We start from the raw sequence: 23,197 nt of genomic DNA, 5'->3' as shown, positions 1-23,197 counted from the left end.
GACCGGACGACGGGGGACGAGATGGACGGCATCGGCTTAGTGGCCGGCCGCTACCGCCCGGTGGGGCTCCTCGGGCGGGGCGGCATGGGCGTGGTGTACGAGGCGGTCGACGAGGTGCTCGGGCGCCGCGTCGCGGTGAAGATGCTGACCGCCGTGGAAGGACTGGCCGCCGACAGCGAGGCACTCGAGCGCTTCATGCGCGAGGCCCGCGCGCTGGCCAGGATCGACCACCCCTCGGTCGTCACGCTGTACGACACGGGGGTCCACGACGGCACGCCGTACCTGGTCATGCAGGTGCTCGACGGCATGACCCTGGCCGACCTGGTCGCGGCGACGGGCCCGCTGCCGCCGGCCGCGGTCGCCTCCGTCGCCTCCCAGGTCGCCGACGCGCTCGCCGCCGCCCACGCGGCCGGTGTGCTGCACCGGGACGTCAAGCCCTCGAACGTGGGGATCGACCGCGGCGGACGGGTCGTCCTCCAGGACTTCGGACTCGCCCGCCTCGCCGGGGAGGCGGTGATCACCCGGACCGGCATGCTGATGGGCACACCGCAGTTCATCGCGCCCGAGGCGATCCGCGGGGCGCTGCCGGAGCCCGCCGCCGACCTCTACGGGCTGGGCGCCTGCATGTACCTGATGATCACGGGCGAACTGCCGTTCGGCGCGACCATGGACGTCGGAGCCATCGTGGAGAAGGCCCTGGGCGACGGCATCCCGCGGCTGGCCGGGCGGACACCGCCGTACCCCGTCGATCTGACCGTCCTCGTCGACCGGCTCTGCGAGCAGGATCCCGCCGACCGGCCGCAGCGGGTCGAGACGGTCGAGGAGGAACTCAGGGGCCTCGCCGACGGCGGCACCGCACTGCTGGCCGGCCTGCTGGCGCGGCACATCCGCGCCGAGGTGCTGGAAGGCCTCGCCGAGCCGCCCGGCGCACTGGGTTCGCCCCCGGACGGCGGCCCGCCCGCCCGCAAAGGCCAGGGCCCGTCCGAGCCGCCGGTCGAGGCGCCCGAGTACGACTGGGACCAGTCGGCCGTGCCGCCGCTGCCCCAGGGCCTCGCCGGTGCGGGGTGGGGGGCCGGAGCGCCGGACGGCGGCGCCTTATCCGAGCAGGACGCGGGGCCATCGTTCCGCAGGGCCCGCCGCGCTCTGGCGCCGCCCACCCTCAGCGACGCCACCCGGCGGCTCGTCCTGAGCAGCATGACCGCGTCGAACGCGCTGTCCCGGCAGCGCGAGGCGGTCAATCTGGTGCTGCGCGGTGAACTCCGCGAAGCCGCCCAGATGTTGTCGGTGATCGTGCCGGTGTGCCTGTCGTCGCTCGGCCCCGACCACCTCACCACCCTGACCAGCCAGTACTGGCAGGCCGTGTGCCTGGCCCGGCTGGACGCCGGGGACCAGGCACTCGACCTGTTCTCGCAGGTGAACAAACGTGTAGGCCGACGAACGGACGGGATCGATGACTGACTTCGTCGCGGGGATCGCGGAGGTCCCGGCGGCCGCGGGGGCCCAGCGGACGCCGGACACCGGGGAAGCACTCGGCAGCGAGGACGAACTCCGCTCCCTGCTGCGCTGGTTGCACGCGGACGAGACGCTCGACGTACGCGCCCGGATCGGCGGCGAGCCGGCCGCCGCACAGCACATGGGCTCGGGGTTCGACCTGCTGCAACTCGCCCTCGGCAGCGGGCTGTCCACCGCGTCGCTGGTCGTCTCCGTGCTCCAGTGGCAGAGTTCGCGCCGCCGGGCTCCCGCCGTCACCCTGCGCCGCGGCGAGGTCGAGGTGCTGCTCACCGCCGAGGCGGCGCGCGACGAGGAGACCCTGCGCCGGATCGTCGGACTCCTCGACGGGGAGGAAGCCGAGAGTGACCTCGACGCTCCCTGACCCGGCCCGCTCCAGAGCGGTCCTGATCGGCACCGCCTCCTACCGGCACCTGCCCCAACTGCCCGCCGTCGAGGCGAACGTGGTCGACCTCGCCGCCGAACTGTGCGACGCCACGGTCTGGGGGCTCCCGGTCCAGCACTGCACCGTCGTCACCGACCCGCAGAGTCCGCTCGCCATGCTCGACCCGGTGCACCAGGCGGGCGACGAGGCCACCGACACCCTGATCGTGTACTACGCCGGGCACGGCATGCGCGACTCCGAGTCCGCGGACCTGTACCTCGCGCTCGGCGACTCCCGCGACCACCTGGGCTACACCGCCGTCGCCTACCAGCACCTGCGCTCCGCCCTGCGTGCCTCACGGGCCCGCCGCAAGGTCGTCGTCCTCGACTGCTGCTTCAGCGGCCGGGCCGCCCGCACCCTCGTCGGCGGCGGTGACGTACTCGCCGCGCAGGCCGCCGTCGACGGCGCCTTCGTGCTCACCGCGTCCCCGCGCGACCGGCTGGCGCTCGCACCCGACGGCGAGCGCTACACCGCGTTCACCGGTGAACTCCTCACCGTCCTGCGCGACGGCGTCCACGACGGACCCGAACTCATCGACCTCGACACCCTCTACCGGGTCCTGGAGGAGCGGCTGCGGGCCAAGAACCGCCCGCTGCCGCAGCGCTCCCAGGAGAACGGCGTGGGACGGCTCGCCTTCGCCCGCAACAAGGCCCGCGCCGGCCACCGCGCCCCCGCCGGACCGGTCCTCGCCGCCGACGTACGCGCCGCGATGGTCGCCACCGGCCTCAACGTGGCCCGGGCCCTGCGCGCCGCGGGCAACACCAGGGACGCGCTTCCCGTGCTGCGGCTCGCCCTCCAGGAACAGACGACGAACGGCCGGGGCGACCTGCTCGCCGTACAGCTGGAACTCTCCGAGCTGCTCGCGGAGTCCGGCCAGGTGGGGGAGGCCATCGAGGTCCTGGAGCTGGCCTTCCGGCAGGTCCACCGGCTGTACGGGCCCGAGGCCGTCCTCGTGTGCCGGCGGCTCGCCGATCTCCTCCAGGAGTGCGGGAACCACATCCAGGCCTGCGAGGTCCTCAAGCACGCCCTCCACATCGCCGAACAGGGCGGACCGCGCGTCCCGTCATGAACGCGGTGCGGCCCGGCGGTGGAAGATCCACCGCCGGGCCGCACAGGAGAAGAGCCGCGCGCCGTCAGCCGGCCGACGTCAGCCGCCGAACTCCTGCAGACCCTTCAGGGCCTGGTCCAGCAGCGCCTGACGGCCGTCGAGCTCCTTCTGGAGCTTGTCGGCCCTGGCGGTGTTGCCCGCGGAGCGCGCCGCCTCGATCTGACCCGTGAGCTTGTCCACGGCGGCCTGCAGCTGGCCGGTCAGCCCCTCCGCACGCGCGCGTGCCTCGGGATTGGTCCGCCGCCACTCGGTCTCCTCGGACTCCTGCAGAGCCCGCTCCACCGCGTGCATCCGGCCCTCGATCTTCGGCCGGGCGTCGCGCGGCACGTGGCCGATGGCCTCCCAGCGCTCGTTGATCGAACGGAACGCGGCACGGGCGGCCTTGAGATCCTGCACCGGGACGAGCTTCTCGGCCTCCTCGGCCAGCTCCTCCTTGAGCTTCAGGTTCTCCGACTGCTCCGCGTCCCGCTCGGCGAACACCGAGCCGCGCGCCGCGAAGAAGACGTCCTGGGCGCCGCGGAAGCGGTTCCACAGATCGTCCTCGTGCTCGCGCTGGGCACGGCCCGCGGCCTTCCAGTCCGCCATCAGCTCGCGGTAGCGGGCCGCCGTCGGACCCCAGTCCGTCGAAGCGGACAGCGCCTCGGCCTCGGCGACCAGCTTCTCCTTGGTCTTGCGGGCCTCCTCGCGCTGCGCGTCCAGCGACGCGAAGTGCGCCTTGCGCCGCTTGGAGAACGCCGAGCGCGCGTGCGAGAAGCGGTGCCACAGCTCGTCGTCCGACTTGCGGTCGAGCCGCGGCAGCCCCTTCCAGGTGTCCACCAGCGCGCGCAGCCGCTCACCGGCCGACCGCCACTGCTCGCTCTGCGCCAGCTCCTCCGCCTCGGTGACCAGGGCCTCCTTGGCGTGCCGCGCCTCGTCGGACTGCTTGGCCCGCTGTTCCTTGCGCTCCTGACGGCGCGCGTCGACCGTCTCGACGAGCTTGTCCAGCCGCACGCGCAGCGCGTCCAGGTCACCGACCGCGTGGTGGGCGTCCACCTGCTCACGGATGTGCGCGATGGCGGCCTGGGCGTCCTTCGCCGACAGGTCGGTGGTCTTCACTCGCTTCTCGAGGAGGCCGATCTCCACAACCAGGCCCTCGTACTTGCGCTCGAAGTAGGCCAGCGCCTCGTCGGGGGAGCCGGCCTGCCAGGAACCGACGACCTGCTCACCCTCGGCCGTACGCACGTACACGGTCCCCGTCTCGTCGACGCGGCCCCACGGGTCGCTGCTCACAGCGCCTCCTCCACATGATGCCCGCGGGAGGCTTCCGCGCCCCCGGGCATCGTCCACAGTTTCGTCACGGCCAACATAGGCGACCGGCGGGGCGGCTGTCCGCATCCCGCGCGACCGAAGTTTCGCAGCTGGCGGTCAGGATTTCGTCACGGTCAGCTTGTTGATCACGACGGTCGCGTTGGGTGCGCCGTCGCCCTGGCCGGAGCTCTCCCCGGCCGCGGCGATCTTCTTCAGAACGGTCATGCCGGACTTCGAGATCGTCCCGAACGGTGTGTAATTGGGCGGCAGCTGACTGTCCCGGTACACGAGGAAGAACTGGCTGCCGCCGGTGTGCTTCTGGCCGGTGTTGGCCATGGCGACCGTGCCCGCCGGGTAGATGCCGCCCTTCAGGTTTTTGTCCTTCAGGTTCTCGTCCGGGATCGTGTAGCCCGGGCCGCCACTGCCGGTGCCCTGGGGGTCACCGCACTGCAGCACGTAGATGTTCTTCGTCACCAGCCGGTGGCACTTGGTGTGGTCGAAGAACCCCTTGCCCGCGAGGAAGTTGAACGAGTTCACCGTGTGCGGCGCCGCGGCCGTCTTCAGGTCGACGTCTATGTCGCCGCAGGTCGTCGCCAGCTTCATCGCGTAGTCCGCGGACTTGTCGATGGTGACGGCCGGCTCCTTCTTCCAGCTCAGCGACTCCACCTTGCCCGGGGCGGCCTTCTTGCACGGGTCCGGCGCCTTGCTCGGCGCCGAGGGGCTCGGCGTCACCTCCGCACCCGCGTTGGTCTTCTTGTCGTCGTTCTTGAAGACCCCGGTCGCGTACGACACGACGCTGCCCACCACGACGACGCCGAGGACCGACGCGATCACCGCGTTGCGTGCGTGCGTCCTGCGCCGCGCGGCCGTACGCCGCTGCTGCTGCCGCAAGAACTTCTCCCGGGCGAGCTGACGCCGCCGCTGCTCCTGGCTGACCACCGGGTTTTCTCCTCGTGCGTCTCGTTCGGCAAAGGGGACGCGTGCGTTCAGAGAGCCGACCGCCTGCGTGTGCCCCGTACCGTATATGGGTTCGCTGAGGAAACGGCAGCGCCGGTAGGCTCTGATCCGCAGCCACCCGCCCCGTACGACGCCGTATGACCTCGTACGACACAAACGAAGGACGATCGTGCTCATTGCCGGGTTCCCCGCCGGGGCCTGGGGGACCAACTGTTATCTGGTCGCCCCCGCCGCGGGTGAGGAGTGCGTGATCATCGACCCGGGCCACCAGGCCGCCCAGGGAGTCGAGGACGCACTCGCCAAGCATCGGCTCAAGCCTGTCGCGGTCATCCTCACCCACGGCCACATCGACCACGTCGCCTCGGTCGTACCGGTCTGCGGAGCGCACGACGTACCGGCCTGGATCCACCCCCGGGACCGCTACATGATGAGCGACCCGGAGAAGGCGCTCGGCCGTTCCATCGGGATGCCGCTGATGGGCGAACTGACCGTGGGGGAGCCCGACGACGTGAAGGAACTCACCGACGGCGCCGAGCTCAGGCTCGCGGGCCTCGACCTCTCCGTCGCGCACGCGCCCGGCCATACCAAGGGGTCGGTGACCTTCCGCATGCCCGAGAGCGCGGACATCCCGTCCGTGTTCTTCTCCGGGGATCTGCTGTTCGCCGGCTCCGTCGGACGCACCGACCTGCCCGGCGGCGACGCGGCCGAGCTGCTCGACTCGCTGGCCCGTGTGTGCCTGCCGCTCGACGACTCGACCGTGGTGCTGTCCGGCCACGGCCCCCAGACGACCATCGGCCAGGAGCGCGCCACCAACCCGTATCTGCGGCAGGTGGCCGCCGCCGGCCAGGGAGCACCCGAGGCTCCCCGACGAGGAATGTGACGAGACCTTCCGTGAGCACCTTCAAGGCCCCCAAGGGCACGTACGACCTGATCCCGCCGGACAGCGCCGCCTACCTCGCCGTGCGCGAGGCCATCGCCGCCCCGCTGCGCACCTCCGGCTACGGGTACATCGAGACGCCCGGCTTCGAGAACGTCGAGCTGTTCGCCCGCGGTGTCGGTGAGTCCACCGACATCGTGACCAAGGAGATGTACGCCTTCGAGACCAAGGGCGGCGACATGCTGGCGCTGCGCCCCGAGGGCACCGCCTCCGTGCTGCGCGCCGCGCTGGAGGCCAACCTGCACAAGGCCGGCAACCTGCCCGTCAAGCTCTGGTACTCGGGCTCGTACTACCGTTACGAACGCCCGCAGAAGGGCCGGTACCGCCACTTCTCGCAGGTCGGCGCCGAGGCGATCGGCGCCGAGGACCCGGCGCTCGACGCCGAGTTGATCATCCTGGCCGACCAGGCGTACCGCTCGCTGGGGCTGCGCGAGTTCCGCATCCTGCTGAACTCCCTGGGCGACAAGGAGTGCCGTCCCGTCTACCGCGCCGCCCTCCAGGACTTCCTGCGCGGCCTCGACCTCGACGAGGAGACGCTGCGCCGCGCCGACATCAACCCCCTGCGGGTCCTCGACGACAAGCGCGACGACGTCCAGAAGCAGCTGACCGGCGCTCCGCTGCTGCGGGACTACCTGTGCGACGCGTGCAAGGCGTACCACGAGGAGGTGCGCGAGCTGATCACGGCCGCGGGCGTCTCCTTCGAGGACGACCCGAAGCTGGTGCGCGGCCTCGACTACTACACGCGCACGACCTTCGAGTTCGTCCACGACGGACTCGGTTCGCAGTCCGCGGTCGGCGGCGGCGGCCGCTACGACGGGCTGTCCGAGATGATCGGCGGCCCCGCGCTGCCGTCCGTCGGCTGGGCGCTCGGCGTCGACCGCACGGTCCTCGCACTGGAGGCGGAGGGCGTCTCGCTCGAAATCCCGTCGGCGACCAGCGTCTTCGCGGTGCCGCTCGGAGACGAGGCCCGGCGGTTCCTCTTCGCGAAGGTCAACGAGCTGCGCAAGGTGGGCGTCGCGGCCGACTTCTCGTACGGCGGCAAGGGCCTCAAGGGCGCGATGAAGAACGCCAACCGCAGTGGCGCCCGCTACGCGATCGTCGCCGGCGAGCGCGATCTCGCCGAGGGTGTCGTCCAGTTGAAGGACATGGAGTCCGGCGAGCAGACCCCGATCGGGGTCAACGAGATCGTGGCGGAGCTGGAATCCCGCCTGGGCTGACGGCCGCCGGTCCCGTCGGACGGGCCGGGGCCTCCCGCACCGGGAGGCCCCGGCCCGTCCGGCGTTTTCGCGGCGACGGCCACCCGGCGGTCATGCGACTTCCGGCGTTATCGGGACGAATGCCTCACGGTCGGCCGGGCCGTCAACTTCACGGGTGCGGATTCCCCCTGCCGGACGCTGCCGGGGTCCGGGCCGGGCGGAACACCTCTCCGTGCCGGAATCCGAGGCCGGCGGGGTCGACCGCGATCACCTACCCGTCCTGCTGGGGCGGTCTCCGTGGGCCCGCCGCGAGTTGATCGCGTGTTCCGTCGGGCCGACCGGCTCCCGGGAGCGGCGAACGCGACGGCACGGCCTTCCGTACCTCCTTATGTCCATCGAACGGTGGACACGCGCGTGCGTGCGGCACAATGACCGTGCCCGCAGAGCCCACTCCCAGTAACGGATCGGCGTGATGAGCAAGACGACAGTCAAGGACGGCGTCTCCCTCGACCGGGAGCGCGGCGGCGCTCCGCGGACCGTGGGCGGCAGCCCGGCCTTCGCCCTGCTGCTGGTGATCACCGGCGCGGCCGGTCTGCTCGCCGCGTGGGTCATCACGATCGACAAGTTCAAGCTGCTGGAGGACCCGGGCTTCGTGCCGGGCTGCAGCCTCAACCCGGTCGTCTCCTGCGGCAACATCATGAAGAGCGACCAGGCCTCCGTCTTCGGGTTCCCCAACCCGATGCTCGGACTGGTCGCGTACGGCATCGTGATCTGCGTCGGCGTCAGCCTGCTCGCCCGGGCGACCTTCCCCCGCTGGTACTGGCTGACCTTCAACGCCGGCACCCTCTTCGGCGTCGCCTTCTGCACCTGGCTGCAGTTCCAGTCCCTGTACCGGATCAACTCGCTGTGCCTGTGGTGCAGCCTGGCCTGGGTCGCCACGATCCTCATGTTCTGGTACGTGACCTCCTCGAACATCCGCCACGGCTTCCTGCCGGCACCGCGCCCGGTGAAGAGCTTCTTCGGCGAGTTCACCTGGGTCCTGCCCGTGCTGCACATCGGCATCATCGGCATGCTGATCCTCACCCGCTGGTGGGACTTCTGGACCAGCTGACCCCGGCGGGCCCCCGGCCGACCGGGCCCGGCGGCGTTGTCAGTGGCGTGGCATAGGGTTTTGTGCGTGGAGCCCGACCTGTTCACCGCCGCAGCAGAAGAACGCCAGGAGAAGGACCCGTCCAGCAGTCCCCTGGCGGTCCGGATGCGCCCGCGCACCCTCGACGAGGTCGTGGGTCAGCAGCACCTGCTGAAGCCGGGCTCGCCCCTGCGCAGACTGGTGGGCGAGAGCGGCGGCGGCCCCGCCGGACCGTCCTCCGTGATCCTCTGGGGCCCGCCGGGCACCGGCAAGACGACCCTCGCGTACGTCGTCTCGAAGGCCACGAACAAGCGCTTCGTCGAGCTGTCCGCGATCACCGCGGGCGTCAAGGAAGTGCGCGCGGTCATCGAGGGCGCCCGCCGGGCCACGGGCGGCTTCGGCAAGGAGACGGTCCTCTTCCTCGACGAGATCCACCGCTTCAGCAAGGCCCAGCAGGACTCCCTGCTCCCGGCCGTCGAGAACCGCTGGGTGACCCTGATCGCCGCGACCACGGAGAACCCGTACTTCTCGGTGATCTCCCCCCTACTGTCCCGCTCCCTGCTGCTGACCCTCGAACCGCTCACGGACGACGACCTGCGAGGACTGCTGCGCCGGGCCCTCACCGACGAGCGCGGCCTCAAGGAGGCCGTCACCCTCCCCGAGGACACCGAGGAGCACCTGCTGCGGATCGCCGGCGGCGACGCCCGCCGGGCCCTCACCGCCCTGGAGGCCGCGGCCGGCTCCGCGCTCGACAAGGGCGAGCCCGAGATCACCCTCCAGACCCTGGAGGAGACGGTCGACCGCGCCGCCGTGAAGTACGACCGCGACGGCGACCAGCACTACGACGTCGCGAGCGCCCTGATCAAGTCCATCCGCGGCTCGGACGTGGACGCCGCCCTGCACTACCTGGCGCGGATGATCGAGGCCGGCGAGGACCCCCGCTTCATCGCCCGACGCCTGATGATCTCCGCCAGCGAGGACATCGGCCTCGCCGACCCGAACGCGCTGCCGATCGCGGTCGCCGCCGCCCAGGCCGTCGCCATGATCGGCTTCCCGGAAGCCGCGCTCACCCTCAGCCACGCCACCATCGCCCTCGCCCTGGCCCCCAAGTCGAACGCCGCGACCACCGCCATCGGCGCCGCCATGGAGGACGTGCGCAAGGGCCACGCCGGCCCCGTGCCCGCCCACCTGCGCGACGGGCACTACAAGGGCGCGGCCAAGCTCGGCCACGCGCAGGGGTACGTGTACCCGCACGACCTCCCCGAGGGCATCGCCGCCCAGCAGTACGCACCGGAGGAGCTCAAGGACCGGGAGTACTACACACCCACCCGCCACGGCGCGGAGGCGCGCTACGCGGACGCCGTCGAGTGGACCAGGAAGCACCTCGGTCGAGGACGGCCCTGACCACCCTGTAGACTCCCTGAAGCGCTGCGTCCCGTGTCCGGCTCCGGTCGGCACCACCAGAACGGGACATCCAGCCGGAACCCGTGCGCCGCGAGGCACAGGGGATCCAGGAGCGTCGCGCACCGTCGAAGGTGTCGCGGGCAGCCCACCACCCTCCCGGACCACCGGGAACAGGTCGGTGGGCCACTCGCGTGCTGCACGTATGTGCCCAGACCGGAGAGCGGCTGCCCGGCAGGTCCCGCAACGGACCCGCAGGGTTTCCCCGGCTGCGGATTGCGACCTCCCCTAACCCTGGTGAAGCCGTATTCACATCAGAAACACGAGGTGTTTGGTTCATGCCGAACCAGTCCCGCCCCAAGGTCAAGAAGTCGCGTGCCCTCGGCATCGCGCTGACCCCGAAGGCCGTCAAGTACTTCGAGGCCCGCCCCTACCCGCCGGGCGAGCACGGCCGCGGCCGCAAGCAGAACTCGGACTACAAGGTCCGTCTGCTCGAGAAGCAGCGTCTGCGCGCGCAGTACGACGTGTCCGAGCGTCAGCTCGTCCGCGCCTACGAGCGTGCCGCGAAGACCCAGGGCAAGACCGGTGAGGCCCTGGTCATCGAGCTCGAGCGCCGTCTCGACGCGCTGGTCCTGCGTTCGGGCATCGCCCGCACGATCTACCAGGCCCGCCAGATGGTCGTCCACGGCCACATCGAGGTCAACGGCCAGAAGGTCGACAAGCCGTCCTTCCGCGTCCGGCCGGACGACGTCGTCATGGTCCGCGAGCGCAGCCGCCAGAAGCCGCTGTTCGAGGTCGCGCGTGAGGGTGGCTTCGCCCCCGACGGCGAGACCCCGCGCTACCTCCAGGTGAACCTCCGTGCCCTGGCCTTCCGCCTGGACCGCGAGCCGAACCGCAAGGAGATCCCGGTGATCTGCGACGAGCAGCTCGTCGTCGAGTACTACGCCCGCTGATCGTCTTCCGGCGGATGTAGCACCACCTGCGTGTCAGCCCGCCGTCTCGCCGCCCTTCGGGGTGGGCGAGGCGGCGGGCTTCCGCATGTCCCCGCGTGCCCGCGTCGACCGCGGCGCCGGCACCGCGGCGAGCGTCCGCTTCCCGGCCCGCCCGAGCGCCCGGGCCACCGCCGCCTCCTGCTCCAGCCGGGCGCCCTCCCGGACGCACTCCTCGTACCGCTCGTCGCCCAGCAGCTCCCGTGCCGTCGCCTCGCAGCGCTCGTGCGGCGCGTTGTAGTACGCCGAACCGAACAGCGGCAGCCCCACCGACGGCCACATCCGGGACGCCGCGCCCTGCAGCAGCGCCGCCTCGGCCGGATCGCCGTCCTCCGCGGTCACCAGGGCGAGCAGCTCGACGGCGAGGACCGTGCCGAGCAGGTCGTGGAAGGCGTGCCCGATGCCGAGGCACTCCTCCAGCAGATCCCGCGCCCGCCGCCGGTCGCCCCCGGCCCATGCCCCGTAGGCCAGCACGTACAGCGCGTACGCCAGCGCCCAGCGCTCCCCGTGGTCCTCGCAGACCCGGCGGACGTCCTCGCACAGCTCGACCGCACCCGGCAGGTCGCCCTGGAACGCCCTCGCCATCGCCAGCTCGACCTGCCCCATCAGGACGTTGCTGTTGAGCTCGCCGATCTCGCGGTAGCGGCCGAGCGCAGAGCGCAGCAGGCCCTCCGCGCGCGGCATGTCGTCCGTGACCAGCGCCAGGCAGCCGGTGCGGTGCTCCGCGTACGCCACCGCCGTGGGGTCCCCGGCCCGCTCGGCCTCGGCACGGCACTCCTGGAGCGCGGCGAGCGCGGGCACCGCGTCCCCCTGGAGGACCGCCACGTAGCCGAGCACCCAGAGCGCCTTGAGCCGCGACTGCTCGTACGCCCCGTCCTGCGAGGACGGTTCGACGCTGCGGTCCAGCCAGTGCCGCCCCTCGGCGAGCCGGCCGCAGCCGACCCAGAAGAACCAGAGGCTTCCCGCCAGGTACTGGCCCAGGTGTGTCTCGCCCGGCTCGGTCAGGCAGTACTCGAGAGCGCACCGCACATTCGGCAGCTCCGCCTCGATGCGCGCGGCGACCTCTCCCTGGCGCGGCGAGAACCAGTCCAGCTCGCACCACGTGGCCAGGCCCATGAACCAGTCGCGGTGGCGGCGGCGCAGCCGCCCCGCGTCCCCCATCGCCTCCAGCCACTCGGCGCCGTACGCGCGGACCGTGGCGAGCATGCGGTAGCGGACGCCGGCGGGGCCCTCCTCGCGGGTGACCACGGACTGGGCGAGCAGTGCGCCCAGGACGTCGAGGACGTCCTCGGCGCGCAGCCCGTCACCGCTGCACACGTACTCGGCGGCCTCCAGGTCGAACCGCCCGGCGAACACCGAGAGGCGCGACCAGAGCAGCCGTTCCTCCGGTGTGCACAGCTCGTGGCTCCAGCCGATCGCCGTACGCAGCGTCCGGTGGCGCGGCGGCACGTCCCGCCCACCGCCCGTCAGCAGCCGGAACCGGTCCTCCAGGCGCGACAGCAGCTGCGCGGGGGAGAGCGTGCTCAGCCGGCCCGCGGCCAGTTCGACGGCGAGCGGAATCCCGTCGAGGCGCCGGCACAGCTCCAGGACGGCGGACCGGTTCGCGTCGTCCACCGCGAACCCGGGCACCCGGGCCGCGGCCCGCACCCCGAACAGCTCCACGGCCTCCGCCCCGGTCATCGGCGCCAGCGGGAACAACTGCTCGCCCTCGACCTCCAGCGGCCTGCGCCCCGCGGCGAGCACCCGCAGACCCGGCACGGCCCGCAACAGCTCGCCCACCAGCGGGGCGCACGCGTCCACCAGATGCTCGAAACCGTCCAGGAGCAGCAGGAGCCGACGCCCGGCGAGATGGTCGAGCAGTACCTCGCGCGGCAGCCGGGACGTGGTGTCCGTCAGTCCCAGGGCCTCCAGCACGGCGTACTCCACGAGCTCCGGCTCACGGACCGCGGCCAGCTCCACCCGCCACGCTCCGTCGCCCGGGTCCGTCCGTGCCGCCGCGCGTGCCGCGAGCCGCGACTTGCCGACGCCCCCCATGCCCGTCACGGTCACCAGCCGGTCCGACTCCAGTGCCTCGTCCAGCCGCTTCAGTTCCGCCGAGCGCCCCACGAACGCGTTGAGTTCCAGGGGGAGATTGCGGGGGGACGGGGAGCCCGCGGGCCGGGGCGGGTGAGAAGGGCGCATGGGACACGGAGCGTACTGACACGTGCGCGCTCCGTACAATCGGTTCGCGCGAACTCCGGGCGGGGGCGGCGGTAATCGGGTGCGGAGCGGCGGCCCCGGCGCGATAGGCTCGGGGGACGACTTTTCGAAGTTCAGGCACGTATCAGGGAGCGGGTGCAATCAGAGTGTCCGGTGGAGAGGTGGCCGGGATCCTGGTGGCCGTGTTCTGGGCGATCCTGGTCTCCTTCCTCGCCGTGGCACTGGCGAGACTGGCCCAGACGCTCAGGGCGACCACCAAGCTCGTGGCGGACGTGACCGACCAGGCCGTCCCGCTGCTGGCCGACGCCTCCTCGGCGGTGCGCTCCGCACAGACCCAGATCGACCGGGTGGACGCCATCGCCTCCGACGTCCAGGAGGTCACGTCGAACGCGTCGGCGCTGTCCACGACGGTCGCGTCCACCTTCGGCGGCCCCCTGGTGAAGGTCGCGGCGTTCGGCTACGGCGTCCGCCGGGCACTCGGTGTCCGACGTGAGAACGAGCCCCCCAAGGCGTCCCGCCGCACCGTGATCGTGGGACGCACCGTCCCGTCCGCGCGACGGGGAAAGCGGAAGAAGGACTGACGCAGCGATGTTCCGCCGTACGTTCTGGTTCACCGCGGGCGCAGCCGCCGGCGTATGGGCCACCACCAAGGTCAACCGCAAGATCAGGCAGCTGACTCCCGAGAGCCTCGCGGCACAGGCCGCGAACAAGGCGATCGAGGCGGGCCACCGGCTCAAGGACTTCGCCCTCGACGTCCGTGAGGGCATGCTCCAGCGCGAGGCCGAGCTCGACGAGGCACTCGGGCTGAACGCCGCCACGGACCCCGGACTGCCCGCCCCGCGGCGCCTGGCCGCCATCGAGAACCGCAGCAACCCCGAGTACGTCGAGAGGTCGACGCACTCGTACAACCGGAATGAGGACCACTGATGGAGTCGGCCGAGATTCGCCGCCGCTGGCTGAGCTTCTTCGAGGAGCGCGGTCACACCGTCGTCCCTTCGGCGTCGCTCATCGCGGACGACCCGACTCTGCTCCTGGTCCCCGCGGGCATGGTCCCGTTCAAGCCGTACTTCCTCGGCGAGGTCAAGCCGCCGTTCCCGCGCGCCACCAGCGTGCAGAAGTGCGTGCGCACCCCCGACATCGAAGAGGTCGGCAAGACCACCCGCCACGGCACCTTCTTCCAGATGTGCGGCAACTTCTCCTTCGGCGACTACTTCAAGGAAGGCGCCATCACGCACGCCTGGGAGCTGCTCACCTCGCCCCAGGACAAGGGCGGTTACGGGCTCGACCCGGAGCGCCTGTGGGTGACCGTCTACCTCGACGACGACGAGGCCGAGCAGATCTGGCGCGAGAAGATCGGCGTGCCCGCCGAGCGCATCCAGCGCCTCGGCAAGAAGGACAACTACTGGTCCATGGGCGTCCCCGGCCCCTGCGGCCCGTGCTCCGAGATCAACTACGACCGCGGCCCCGAGTTCGGCGTCGAGGGCGGCCCGGCCGTCAACGACGAGCGCTACGTGGAGATCTGGAACCTGGTCTTCATGCAGTACGAGCGCGGTGAGGGCACCTCGAAGGAGGACTTCGAGATCCTCGGCGAGCTGCCCCAGAAGAACATCGACACCGGCCTCGGCATGGAACGCCTCGCGATGATTCTGCAGAACGTGCAGAACATGTACGAGATCGACACCTCCATGGCCGTCATCAGGAAGGCCACCGAGCTGACCGGCGTCGAGTACGGCGCCGCCCACAACTCCGACGTCTCGCTGCGCGTGGTCACCGACCACATGCGCACGTCCGTGATGCTCATCGGCGACGGCGTCAGCCCCGGCAACGAGGGCCGTGGCTACGTCCTGCGCCGCATCATGCGCCGCGCCATCCGCAACATGCGGCTGCTCGGCGCCACCGGCCCGGTGGTCAAGGACCTCATCGACGTCGTGATCGAGATGATGGGCCGGCAGTACCCGGAGCTCGTCTCCGACCGCCGGCGCATCGAGACCGTCGCCCTCGCCGAGGAGGCCGCGTTCCTCAAGGCCCTCAAGGGCGGCACCAACATCCTCGACACCGCCGTCACCGAGACGAAGTCCGCCGGCGGCACGGTGCTTTCCGGCGACAAGGCGTTCCTGCTCCACGACACCTGGGGCTTCCCGATCGACCTCACCCTGGAGATGGCGGCCGAACAGGGCCTCTCCGTGGACGAGGACGGTTTCCGCCGCCTGATGAAGGAGCAGCGGGAGCGCGCCAAGGCCGACGCCCAGGCCAAGAAGACCGGCCACGCCGACCTCGGTGCCTACCGCGAAATCGCCGACGCCGCCGGCGAGACCGAGTTCGTCGGCTACACGCAGACCGAGGGCGAGTCCACGATCGTCGGCATCCTGGTCGACGGCGCCTCCTCGCCGGCCGCCACCGAGGGCGACGAGGTCGAGATCGTCCTCGACCGCACGCCGTTCTACGCCGAGGGCGGCGGCCAGATCGGTGACACCGGCCGCATCCGGGTGGACACCGGCGCCGTCATCGAGGTCCGCGACTGCCAGAAGCCGGTTCCCGGCGTGTACGTACACAAGGGCGTCGTCCAGGTCGGCGAGGTGACCGTCGGCGCCAAGGCCCAGGCCACCATCGACGTGCGCCGCCGCACGTCGATCGCCCGCGCCCACTCGGCCACGCACCTCACCCACCAGGCCCTGCGGGACGCTCTCGGCCCGACGGCCGCCCAGGCCGGCTCCGAGAACCAGCCCGGCCGTTTCCGTTTCGACTTCGGCTCCCCGTCGGCCGTGCCCACGACCGTGATGACGGACGTCGAGCAGCAGATCAACGAGGTGCTCGCCCGCGACCTGGACGTGCACGCCGAGGTCATGGGCATCGACGAGGCGAAGAAGCAGGGCGCCATCGCCGAGTTCGGAGAGAAGTACGGCGAGCGCGTGCGCGTCGTCACCATCGGCGACTTCTCCAAGGAGCTGTGCGGCGGCACGCACGTCCACAACACGGCCCAGCTCGGCCTGGTCAAGCTGCTCGGCGAGTCGTCCATCGGCTCCGGCGTGCGGCGCATCGAGGCCCTGGTGGGTGTCGACGCCTACAACTTCCTCGCCCGTGAGCACACGGTCGTGGCCCAGCTCCAGGAGCTGGTCAAGGGCCGCCCCGAGGAGCTCCCGGAGAAGATCTCCGCCATGCTCGGCAAGCTGAAGGACGCCGAGAAGGAGATCGAGAAGTTCCGCGCGGAGAAGGTCCTCCAGGCCGCCGCCGGTCTCGCCGAGTCCGCCAAGGACGTACGCGGCATCGCGCTGGTGACCGGGCAGGTCCCGGACGGCACGACCGCCGACGACCTGCGCAGGCTCGTGCTCGACGTGCGGGGCCGCATCCAGGGCGGACGGGCCGTCGTCGTCGCCCTGTTCAGCACCGTGGGCGGCAAGCCGCTCACGGTCATCGCCACCAACGAGGCGGCCCGCGAGCGCGGCCTCAAGGCCGGTGAACTCGTCCGTACGGCCGCCAAGACCCTCGGTGGCGGTGGCGGCGGCAAGCCGGACGTCGCCCAGGGCGGCGGCCAGAACCCGGCCGCCATCGGTGACGCCGTGGACGCCGTCGAGCGCCTCGTCGCCGAGACGGCCAAGTAAGGGTCTGGAGATGCGCAGAGGACGTCGGCTCGCGATCGACGTCGGGGACGCCCGCATCGGGGTCGCCTCGTGCGACCCCGACGGGATCCTCGCCACCCCGGTGGAGACGGTGCCGGGACGCGATGTCCCGGCCGCGCACCGCCGGTTGCGGCAGCTCGTCGAGGAGTACGAGCCGATCGAGGTCGTCGTCGGACTCCCTCGCTCCCTCAAGGGGGGCGAGGGCCCGGCCGCGGTCAAGGTCCGCGCCTTCGCCCAGGAGCTCGCCCGGGGCATCGCACCCGTCCCGGTGCGGCTCCTCGACGAGAGAATGACCACGGTGACGGCCAGTCAGGGACTGCGCGCCTCGGGCGTGAAGTCCAAGAAGGGCAGGTCGGTCATCGACCAGGCGGCCGCCGTCATCATCCTCCAGCAGGCCCTGGAGTCCGAACGGGCGTCAGGCGGGGCGCCCGGCGAGGGCGTCGAAGTGGTCATCTGATCGCGATACGGTAACGTTCCGCGCGATGCGGCGGTGTTCGAACAGTCGCCGCACAGAGAAGAGGCGGACAGGAGCCGTGCCAGGCGCCAGTAGCCACCGCCTCGCGGCTCTAGGGGATCGATGACTGAGTATGGCCGGGGCCCAGGCTCCGAACCGTGGCATCCGGAGGACCCGTTGTACGGGGACGGCGGATGGGGAGGGCAGGCCCAGGAGGGCCAGTCCCCCTACGGCGGCCAGCCGCAGCAGCATCCGCAGCAGCCGCAGTACGGCGACTGGGACAACGGCCACCGGGCCACGTACGAGCAGCAGGACCGGCAGCAGTACGGCGACCGGGGCCGGCAGCCCTACGCAGAGCAGAACCACCAGCACGGCCAGGCCCCGCAGCAGTACGGCGAGCAGGATCATCAGCAGTACGGCCAGGGCGGACAGCCGCAGTACGACCAGGACCGGCAGCAGTTCCAGGGGCAGGGCGGGCAGTACCCCGACCAGGGACAACAGCGGCAGTACGCCGGCCAGGGACAGCAGGAGTCCGACGACGGCGGCTGGAACACCGGGTCGAACGCCCAGGTCCCGTACCCCGCCGACCCGGTCGACCCCTACGGTGCCCACGCGGCCCCCTACGCCGGCGGTGAGCAGCCCGACTTCTACAACACCCCGGACGCGTACCCGCCGCCCGAGCCGCCCGCCCGGCGCCGTGCCGAACCGGAGCCGCAGACCGACTGGGATCCCGGACCCGACCAGGGCGAGCACGCCTTCTTCGCGGACGATGACGACGACTCCGACGACGACGCGGACGGCCGCGGCCGGCGCGGGGACCGGCGGGGCCGGGGCGGCGGCAAGGACCGCAAGCGCCGCAACGGGTGCGCCTGCCTCGTGGTCGTCCTCGTCTTCGGCGGCGGCCTCGGCGGAGTCGGATATTTCGGCTACCAGTTCTACCAAAATCGTTTCGGCTCGGCGCCCGACTACGCGGGGGACGGCACGGACGACCAGGTGACGGTCGTCATCCCGAAGGGCGCCTTCGGCTCCGCGATCGGCCAGAAGCTGAAGGAGGCCGGCGTCGTCAGGAGCGTCGACGCCTTCGTGAGCGCGCAGACGAACAACCCCGACGGCGACGAGATCCAGGCGGGCTCCTACCTGCTCAAGACCCGGATGTCCGCGGAGAGCGCCGTGGCCCTGATGCTCGACCCGAAGAGCCGGAACAACCTGACGGTCTTCGAGGGTGAGCGCAACGCCCAGGTCTACGCGGCCGTCGACAAGGCCCTCGAGATCAAGAAGGGCACCACCCGGGGCGTCGCCCGGAAGGAATGGCCTGACCTCGGCCTGCCCTCCTGGGCGAACACGGGCAAGAACATCAAGGACCCGCTGGAAGGATTCCTCTTCCCGTCGACCTATCCGGTGGCCAAGAGCATGAAGCCCAAGGAGGTCCTGGAGCAGATGGTCGACCTGGCCAAGGAGAAGTACGCCGAGCTCGGCATCGAGTCCAAGGCCGACGACCTGAAGCTGAAGAACCCCCTGGAGGTGCTGACGGTCGCGAGCCTCGTCCAGGCCGAGGGCAAGTACAAGCGCGACTTCGAGAAGGTCGCGACGGTCGTCTACAACCGCCTGAAGCCGGACAACACCGAGACCTACGGACTGCTCGACTTCGACTCGACCGTCAACTACCTCCGCGGCGAGTCCAAGCTCGCGACGGGTTCCGTCAACGAACTGCGCCGGCTCGACGACCCGTACAACACGTACAAGATCAAGGGTCTGCCGCCGGGACCGATCAGCAACCCCGGCGAGGTGGCCATCGAGGCCGCGCTCAAGCCGGCCAAGGGCAACTGGTACTACTTCGTCTCCGTCAGCGAGGACAGGACGCTGTTCGCCGAGACGAACGCGGAGCAGAACCGCAACCGTGAGAAGTACCTCGAAGAACAGAAGGGGCAATGAGCGGCACCGGCACCGACGTCAGCAAGCGCAGAGCCGCCGTACTGGGCTCTCCGATCGCCCACTCCCTGTCCCCGGTGCTGCACCGGGCCGCGTACGAGCGGCTGGGTCTCGGCGGCTGGTCCTACGACCGGTTCGAGGTCGACGAGGAGGCGCTGCCCGCCTTCGTCGGGAAGCTGGGACCGGAATGGGCGGGGCTGTCACTGACCATGCCGCTCAAACGGGCCGTCATCCCGCTGCTCGACGAGATCAGCGAGACGGCCGCCTCCGTCGAGACGGTGAACACGGTCGTCTTCGCCGAGGACGGCCGGCGCACCGGTGACAACACCGACATCCCCGGCATGGTCGCCGCCCTGCGGGAACGGGGCATCGAGCAGGTCGACTCCGCCGCCGTGCTCGGCGCCGGTGCCACCGCCTCCTCGGCGCTGGCCGCGCTGGCGCGGATCTGCACCGGCGAGGTCGTCGCCTACGTCCGCAGCGAAACGCGTGCCGCCGAGATGCGGCAGTGGGGCGAGCGGCTCGGCATCGACGTGCGGACGGCGAGCTGGCAGGACGCGGCACAGGCCCTGCACGCGCCCCTCGTGATCGCCACCACCCCCGCGGGTGCCACGGACGCGCTCGCCGCCGCCGTGCCCGAGCGCCCCGCCACTCTGTTCGACGTGCTGTACGACCCGTTCCCCACCGAGCTGGCCGCCCGCTGGTCGGCGTACGGCGGCGCCGTCGTCAGCGGCCTCGACCTGCTCGTGCACCAGGCGGTGCTCCAGGTCGAGCTGATGACCGGCCGTTCGCCCGCGCCGCTGGACGCCATGCGCAAGGCGGGCGAGCACGCGCTCGCGGGGCACTGAGACCCCCGGGCAGCTCCGCGCTGCCGTCCGCCTGATGGACCTGGGGCCGGTCCCCGCCGCCGGACGTGGGAGGATCGGAGGCGGCGGGCCAGGGCCGCGCACCCGGTCCCGCCTTCGCCGTACGCGAGGACGCGCGTACGCAGCAGCAGTACCAGGGCGCTAGCAGGAGGAGCACCGTTGAGCAGGTTGCGCTGGCTGACCGCGGGGGAGTCCCACGGTCCCGCACTTGTCGCGACGCTGGAGGGACTTCCCGCCGGCGTGCCGATCACCACGGACATGGTGGCGGACCACCTGGCCCGCCGGCGCCTCGGCTACGGGCGCGGTGCGCGGATGAAGTTCGAGCGGGACGAGGTCACCTTCCTCGGGGGCGTCCGGCACGGCCTCACCCTCGGCTCCCCGGTCGCGGTCATGGTGGGCAACACCGAGTGGCCGAAGTGGGAACAGGTCATGGCGGCCGACCCCATCGCCCCGGAGATCCTCGCCGACCTGGCCCGCAACGCGCCGCTGACCCGGCCCCGCCCCGGCCACGCGGACCTCGCGGGCATGCAGAAGTACGGCTTCGACGAGGCCCGGCCGATCCTGGAGCGCGCCTCGGCGCGGGAGACCGCGGCCCGGGTGGCGCTCGGCGCGGTGGCCCGCTCCTACCTGAAGGAGACGGCCGGCATCGAGATCGTCAGCCATGTGACCGAGCTGGCGGGCGCCAAGGCGCCGTACGGGGTGTACCCCAAGCCCTCGGACGTGGCGAGGCTCGACGCCGATCCGGTGCGCTGCCTGGACGCCGACGCGTCGAAGGCGATGGTCGCGGAGATCGACCAGGCCCACAAGGACGGCGACACCCTGGGCGGTGTGGTCGAGGTGCTGGCCTACGGCGTCCCGGTCGGCCTCGGCTCGCACGTGCACTGGGACCGGCGGCTCGACGCCCGGCTCGCCGCGGCGCTCATGGGCATCCAGGCCATCAAGGGCGTGGAGGTCGGCGACGGCTTCGACCTGGCCCGGGTGCCCGGCTCCCAGGCGCACGACGAGATCGTCCACACCGACCAGGGCATCAAACGCTCCACCGGACGCTCCGGCGGCACCGAGGGCGGTCTGACGACCGGTGAACTCCTGCGCGTGCGGGCCGCGATGAAGCCGATCGCGACCGTGCCGCGCGCCCTGGCCACCATCGACGTGGCCACCGGCGAGGCCGCCAAGGCCCATCACCAGCGCTCCGACGTGTGCGCGGTCCCGGCCGCCGGCATCGTCGCCGAGGCCATGGTGGCGCTGGTCCTGGCGGACGCCGTGGCCGAGAAGTTCGGCGGCGACAGCGTCCCCGAGACCCGCCGCAACGTCGAGTCGTACCTCGAGAACCTGGCCATCCGGTGAGCCCCGCGCCCCTGGTCGTGCTGGTGGGCCCGATGGGCGTCGGCAAGTCCACGGTGGGCGCGCTGCTCGCCGAGCGGCTGGGCTGCGCCTACCGGGACACGGACGACGACATCGTGGCCGGCGAGGGCCGCACGGTCGCCGACATCTTCGTCGACGAGGGCGAGCCCGCCTTCCGCGCGATCGAGAAGCGTGCGGTGCACCGGGCGCTCGCCGAGCACGACGGTGTGCTGGCACTGGGCGGCGGCGCGGTCCTCGACGACGAGACGCGCTCGCTGCTCGCCGCACACCGGGTCGTCTACCTCTCGATGGACGTCGAGGAGGCGGTCCAGCGCACCGGTCTGAACGCGGCGCGGCCGCTGCTCGCGGTCAACCCCCGCCGGCAGTGGCGCGAGCTGATGGAGGCCCGCCGCCACCTGTACACCGAAGTGGCCCGCGCGGTGGTCGCCACCGACGGCCGCACCCCCGAAGAGGTCGCCCAGGCGGTCCTCGACGCACTGGAGTTGAAGGAAGCATGAGCGAGGCTGTGACCCGGATCCCCGTCGGCGGTACGGCGGGCACCGATCCCTACGAGGTCCTGGTCGGCCGTCAGCTCCTCGGCGAACTGGGCGCGTTGATCGGCGAGGGGACCAAGCGCGTCGCGGTCATCCACCCCGAGGCACTGGCCGACACCGGCGAGGCGCTCCGTGCCGACCTGGCCGGACAGGGCTTCGAGGCCATCGCCGTCCAGGTGCCGAACGCGGAGGAGGCCAAGACCGCCGAGGTCGCCGCGTACTGCTGGAAGGCGCTGGGCACCTCCGGCTTCACGCGTACCGACGTCATCGTAGGTGTGGGCGGCGGCGCGACCACCGACCTCGCCGGTTTCGTCGCGGCGAGCTGGCTGCGCGGGGTGCGCTGGATCGCCGTCCCGACGACCGTGCTCGGGATGGTGGACGCGGCGGTCGGCGGCAAGACCGGCATCAACACCGCCGAGGGCAAGAACCTGGTCGGGGCCTTCCACCCGCCCGCCGGGGTGCTCTGCGACCTCGCCGCGCTGGACTCGCTGCCGGTCAACGACTTCGTGTCGGGTCTCGCGGAGATCATCAAGGCCGGTTTCATCGCCGACCCGGCGATCCTGGACCTCATCGAGGCCGATCCGCAGGCGGCCCGCACCCCGGCGGGGCCGCACACCGCCGAACTCATCGAGCGCTCCATCAGGGTGAAGGCGGAGGTCGTCTCCGGGGACCTGAAGGAGTCGGGGCAGCGGGAGATCCTCAACTACGGGCACACCCTGGCCCACGCGATCGAGAAGAACGAGCGCTACCAGTGGCGGCACGGCGCGGCCGTCGCGGTCGGCATGCACTTCGCCGCCGAGCTCGGCCGGCTGGCGGGCCGCCTCGACGACGCCACCGCCGACCGGCACCGCACGATCCTGGAGGCGGTGGGCCTGCCGCTGCACTACCGCTACGACCAGTGGCCCAAGCTCCTGCAGAACATGAAGGTCGACAAGAAGTCCCGCGGTGACCTCCTGCGCTTCATCGTCCTCGACGGGCTGGCCAGGCCGACCGTCCTGGAGGGTCCCGACCCGGCCGTCCTCCTCGCCGCCTACGGCGAGGTGGGGGAGTAGGTCCACTCGGTCCGCTTGGTCCGATTTCGCGGCGCCCCCGGGCACTGCGGGCCCTTCCCGGCCGTTCACACAACGGCGGCCGGGGACGGTACCGTTCGGTGGGCGGCGGGGCTCGGGCCCCGCCGCCCAGCGCCAACAGCCTGCGGCGACCGGGCTTCAGGGGCGTGTCGGTGCCGTGGGGGAGAGCGCGCGGAGGCCCGCAGGGGTTGAGCGCGACCGGCCCCCGGCAGCGACAGAGGCGTCCCGGAGGC

20 protein-coding genes are annotated in these 23,197 nt (G+C 71.6%); 17 read left to right on the top strand and 3 right to left on the bottom strand.

All coding sequences use genetic code 11. The annotated features are described in order from the left end of the window. Nucleotides 1–21: 21 nt before the first annotated feature. The 3 genes from ACFYP4_RS31660 to ACFYP4_RS31650 are packed head-to-tail and all read left to right on the top strand — an operon-like array spanning nucleotide 22 to nucleotide 3,002. Nucleotides 22–1,458: a serine/threonine-protein kinase gene (locus ACFYP4_RS31660; protein ID WP_358854265.1), complete on the top strand. Its 1,437-nt coding sequence runs from the start codon at nucleotides 22–24 to the stop codon at nucleotides 1,456–1,458. After that, nucleotides 1,451–1,873, top strand: a complete 423-nt coding sequence (locus ACFYP4_RS31655) for a hypothetical protein (RefSeq protein ID WP_358854266.1) — start codon at nucleotides 1,451–1,453, stop codon at nucleotides 1,871–1,873. The genes ACFYP4_RS31660 and ACFYP4_RS31655 overlap by 8 nt, the downstream gene beginning before the upstream one ends. Beyond that, nucleotides 1,854–3,002 carry a caspase family protein gene (locus ACFYP4_RS31650; protein ID WP_358854267.1) on the top strand — a complete coding sequence of 383 codons (1,149 nt, stop codon included), beginning with the start codon at nucleotides 1,854–1,856 and terminating at the stop codon, nucleotides 3,000–3,002. The genes ACFYP4_RS31655 and ACFYP4_RS31650 overlap by 20 nt, the downstream gene beginning before the upstream one ends. A 78-nt stretch (nucleotides 3,003–3,080) precedes the next feature. Here ACFYP4_RS31650 and ACFYP4_RS31645 read toward each other — a convergent pair whose 3' ends face one another. Continuing rightward, complete coding sequence (locus ACFYP4_RS31645; RefSeq protein ID WP_358854268.1) at nucleotides 3,081–4,310, bottom strand: DUF349 domain-containing protein; 1,230 nt, start codon at nucleotides 4,308–4,310, stop codon at nucleotides 3,081–3,083. A 135-nt stretch (nucleotides 4,311–4,445) separates the two neighbouring features. Then, a complete protein-coding gene (locus ACFYP4_RS31640; protein ID WP_388790118.1) occupies nucleotides 4,446–5,267 on the bottom strand; it encodes a peptidylprolyl isomerase in 822 nt (273 codons plus the stop codon). 187 nt (nucleotides 5,268–5,454) lie between these two features. Between ACFYP4_RS31640 and ACFYP4_RS31635 the strand changes: the two genes are divergently transcribed. From ACFYP4_RS31635 to rpsD, 5 genes are all read left to right on the top strand, one after another. Then, on the top strand, nucleotides 5,455–6,165 hold the full coding sequence (locus ACFYP4_RS31635) for an MBL fold metallo-hydrolase (protein ID WP_358854270.1): 711 nt from the start codon (nucleotides 5,455–5,457) through the stop codon (nucleotides 6,163–6,165). 11 nt (nucleotides 6,166–6,176) lie between these two features. Next, nucleotides 6,177–7,439 carry a histidine--tRNA ligase gene (gene hisS, locus ACFYP4_RS31630; RefSeq protein ID WP_388790116.1) on the top strand — a complete coding sequence of 421 codons (1,263 nt, stop codon included), beginning with the start codon at nucleotides 6,177–6,179 and terminating at the stop codon, nucleotides 7,437–7,439. A 451-nt stretch (nucleotides 7,440–7,890) separates the two neighbouring features. Continuing rightward, nucleotides 7,891–8,529 (top strand): vitamin K epoxide reductase family protein, encoded by a 639-nt coding sequence (locus ACFYP4_RS31625; RefSeq protein ID WP_388790113.1) that lies wholly within the window; start codon nucleotides 7,891–7,893, stop codon nucleotides 8,527–8,529. Between the two features lie 66 nt (nucleotides 8,530–8,595). Next, nucleotides 8,596–9,951 carry a replication-associated recombination protein A gene (locus tag ACFYP4_RS31620; protein WP_358855556.1) on the top strand — a complete coding sequence of 452 codons (1,356 nt, stop codon included), beginning with the start codon at nucleotides 8,596–8,598 and terminating at the stop codon, nucleotides 9,949–9,951. 335 nt (nucleotides 9,952–10,286) lie between these two features. Beyond that, complete coding sequence (rpsD, locus tag ACFYP4_RS31615; protein WP_358855555.1) at nucleotides 10,287–10,901, top strand: 30S ribosomal protein S4; 615 nt, start codon at nucleotides 10,287–10,289, stop codon at nucleotides 10,899–10,901. A gap of 33 nt (nucleotides 10,902–10,934) precedes the next feature. On the opposite strand, the gene ACFYP4_RS31610 is transcribed toward rpsD, so the two are convergent. Then, the gene (locus tag ACFYP4_RS31610; protein WP_388790109.1) at nucleotides 10,935–13,118 is read right to left on the bottom strand and encodes an ATP-binding protein; all 2,184 of its coding nucleotides are present in this window, start codon (nucleotides 13,116–13,118) and stop codon (nucleotides 10,935–10,937) included. A 164-nt stretch (nucleotides 13,119–13,282) separates the two neighbouring features. On the opposite strand from ACFYP4_RS31610, the gene ACFYP4_RS31605 reads away from it, so the two are divergent. The 9 genes from ACFYP4_RS31605 (at nucleotide 13,283) to aroB (ending at nucleotide 22,946) form a co-directional block, all read left to right on the top strand. Continuing rightward, on the top strand, nucleotides 13,283–13,717 hold the full coding sequence (locus ACFYP4_RS31605; protein WP_358855553.1) for a DUF948 domain-containing protein: 435 nt from the start codon (nucleotides 13,283–13,285) through the stop codon (nucleotides 13,715–13,717). A gap of 7 nt (nucleotides 13,718–13,724) precedes the next feature. Beyond that, complete coding sequence (locus tag ACFYP4_RS31600) at nucleotides 13,725–14,063, top strand: DUF6167 family protein (protein ID WP_358855552.1); 339 nt, start codon at nucleotides 13,725–13,727, stop codon at nucleotides 14,061–14,063. After that, nucleotides 14,063–16,735, top strand: a complete 2,673-nt coding sequence (gene alaS / locus ACFYP4_RS31595) for an alanine--tRNA ligase (RefSeq protein ID WP_358855551.1) — start codon at nucleotides 14,063–14,065, stop codon at nucleotides 16,733–16,735. Before ACFYP4_RS31600 ends, alaS begins: the two co-directional genes overlap by 1 nt. Before the next feature lie 10 nt (nucleotides 16,736–16,745). Beyond that, the gene (ruvX, locus tag ACFYP4_RS31590; protein ID WP_358855550.1) at nucleotides 16,746–17,210 is read left to right on the top strand and encodes a Holliday junction resolvase RuvX; all 465 of its coding nucleotides are present in this window, start codon (nucleotides 16,746–16,748) and stop codon (nucleotides 17,208–17,210) included. Nucleotides 17,211–17,330: 120 nt separating this feature from the next. Continuing rightward, complete coding sequence (gene mltG / locus ACFYP4_RS31585) at nucleotides 17,331–19,139, top strand: endolytic transglycosylase MltG (protein ID WP_388790104.1); 1,809 nt, start codon at nucleotides 17,331–17,333, stop codon at nucleotides 19,137–19,139. Then, nucleotides 19,136–19,981, top strand: a complete 846-nt coding sequence (locus tag ACFYP4_RS31580; RefSeq protein ID WP_358855548.1) for a shikimate dehydrogenase — start codon at nucleotides 19,136–19,138, stop codon at nucleotides 19,979–19,981. The genes mltG and ACFYP4_RS31580 overlap by 4 nt, the downstream gene beginning before the upstream one ends. Nucleotides 19,982–20,158: 177 nt before the next feature. Then, a complete protein-coding gene (aroC, locus tag ACFYP4_RS31575) occupies nucleotides 20,159–21,343 on the top strand; it encodes a chorismate synthase (RefSeq protein ID WP_358855547.1) in 1,185 nt (394 codons plus the stop codon). Nucleotides 21,344–21,375: 32 nt separating this feature from the next. Next, a complete protein-coding gene (locus ACFYP4_RS31570; protein ID WP_388790158.1) occupies nucleotides 21,376–21,858 on the top strand; it encodes a shikimate kinase in 483 nt (160 codons plus the stop codon). Further along, nucleotides 21,855–22,946, top strand: a complete 1,092-nt coding sequence (gene aroB / locus ACFYP4_RS31565) for a 3-dehydroquinate synthase (protein WP_358855545.1) — start codon at nucleotides 21,855–21,857, stop codon at nucleotides 22,944–22,946. The genes ACFYP4_RS31570 and aroB overlap by 4 nt, the downstream gene beginning before the upstream one ends. Nucleotides 22,947–23,197 lie beyond the last annotated feature (251 nt).

It is taken from the genome of Streptomyces sp. NPDC005551 (assembly GCF_042871785.1).
GTDB lineage: Bacteria > Actinomycetota > Actinomycetes > Streptomycetales > Streptomycetaceae > Streptomyces.
This window is presented reverse-complemented; position numbering and strand designations above follow the sequence as displayed.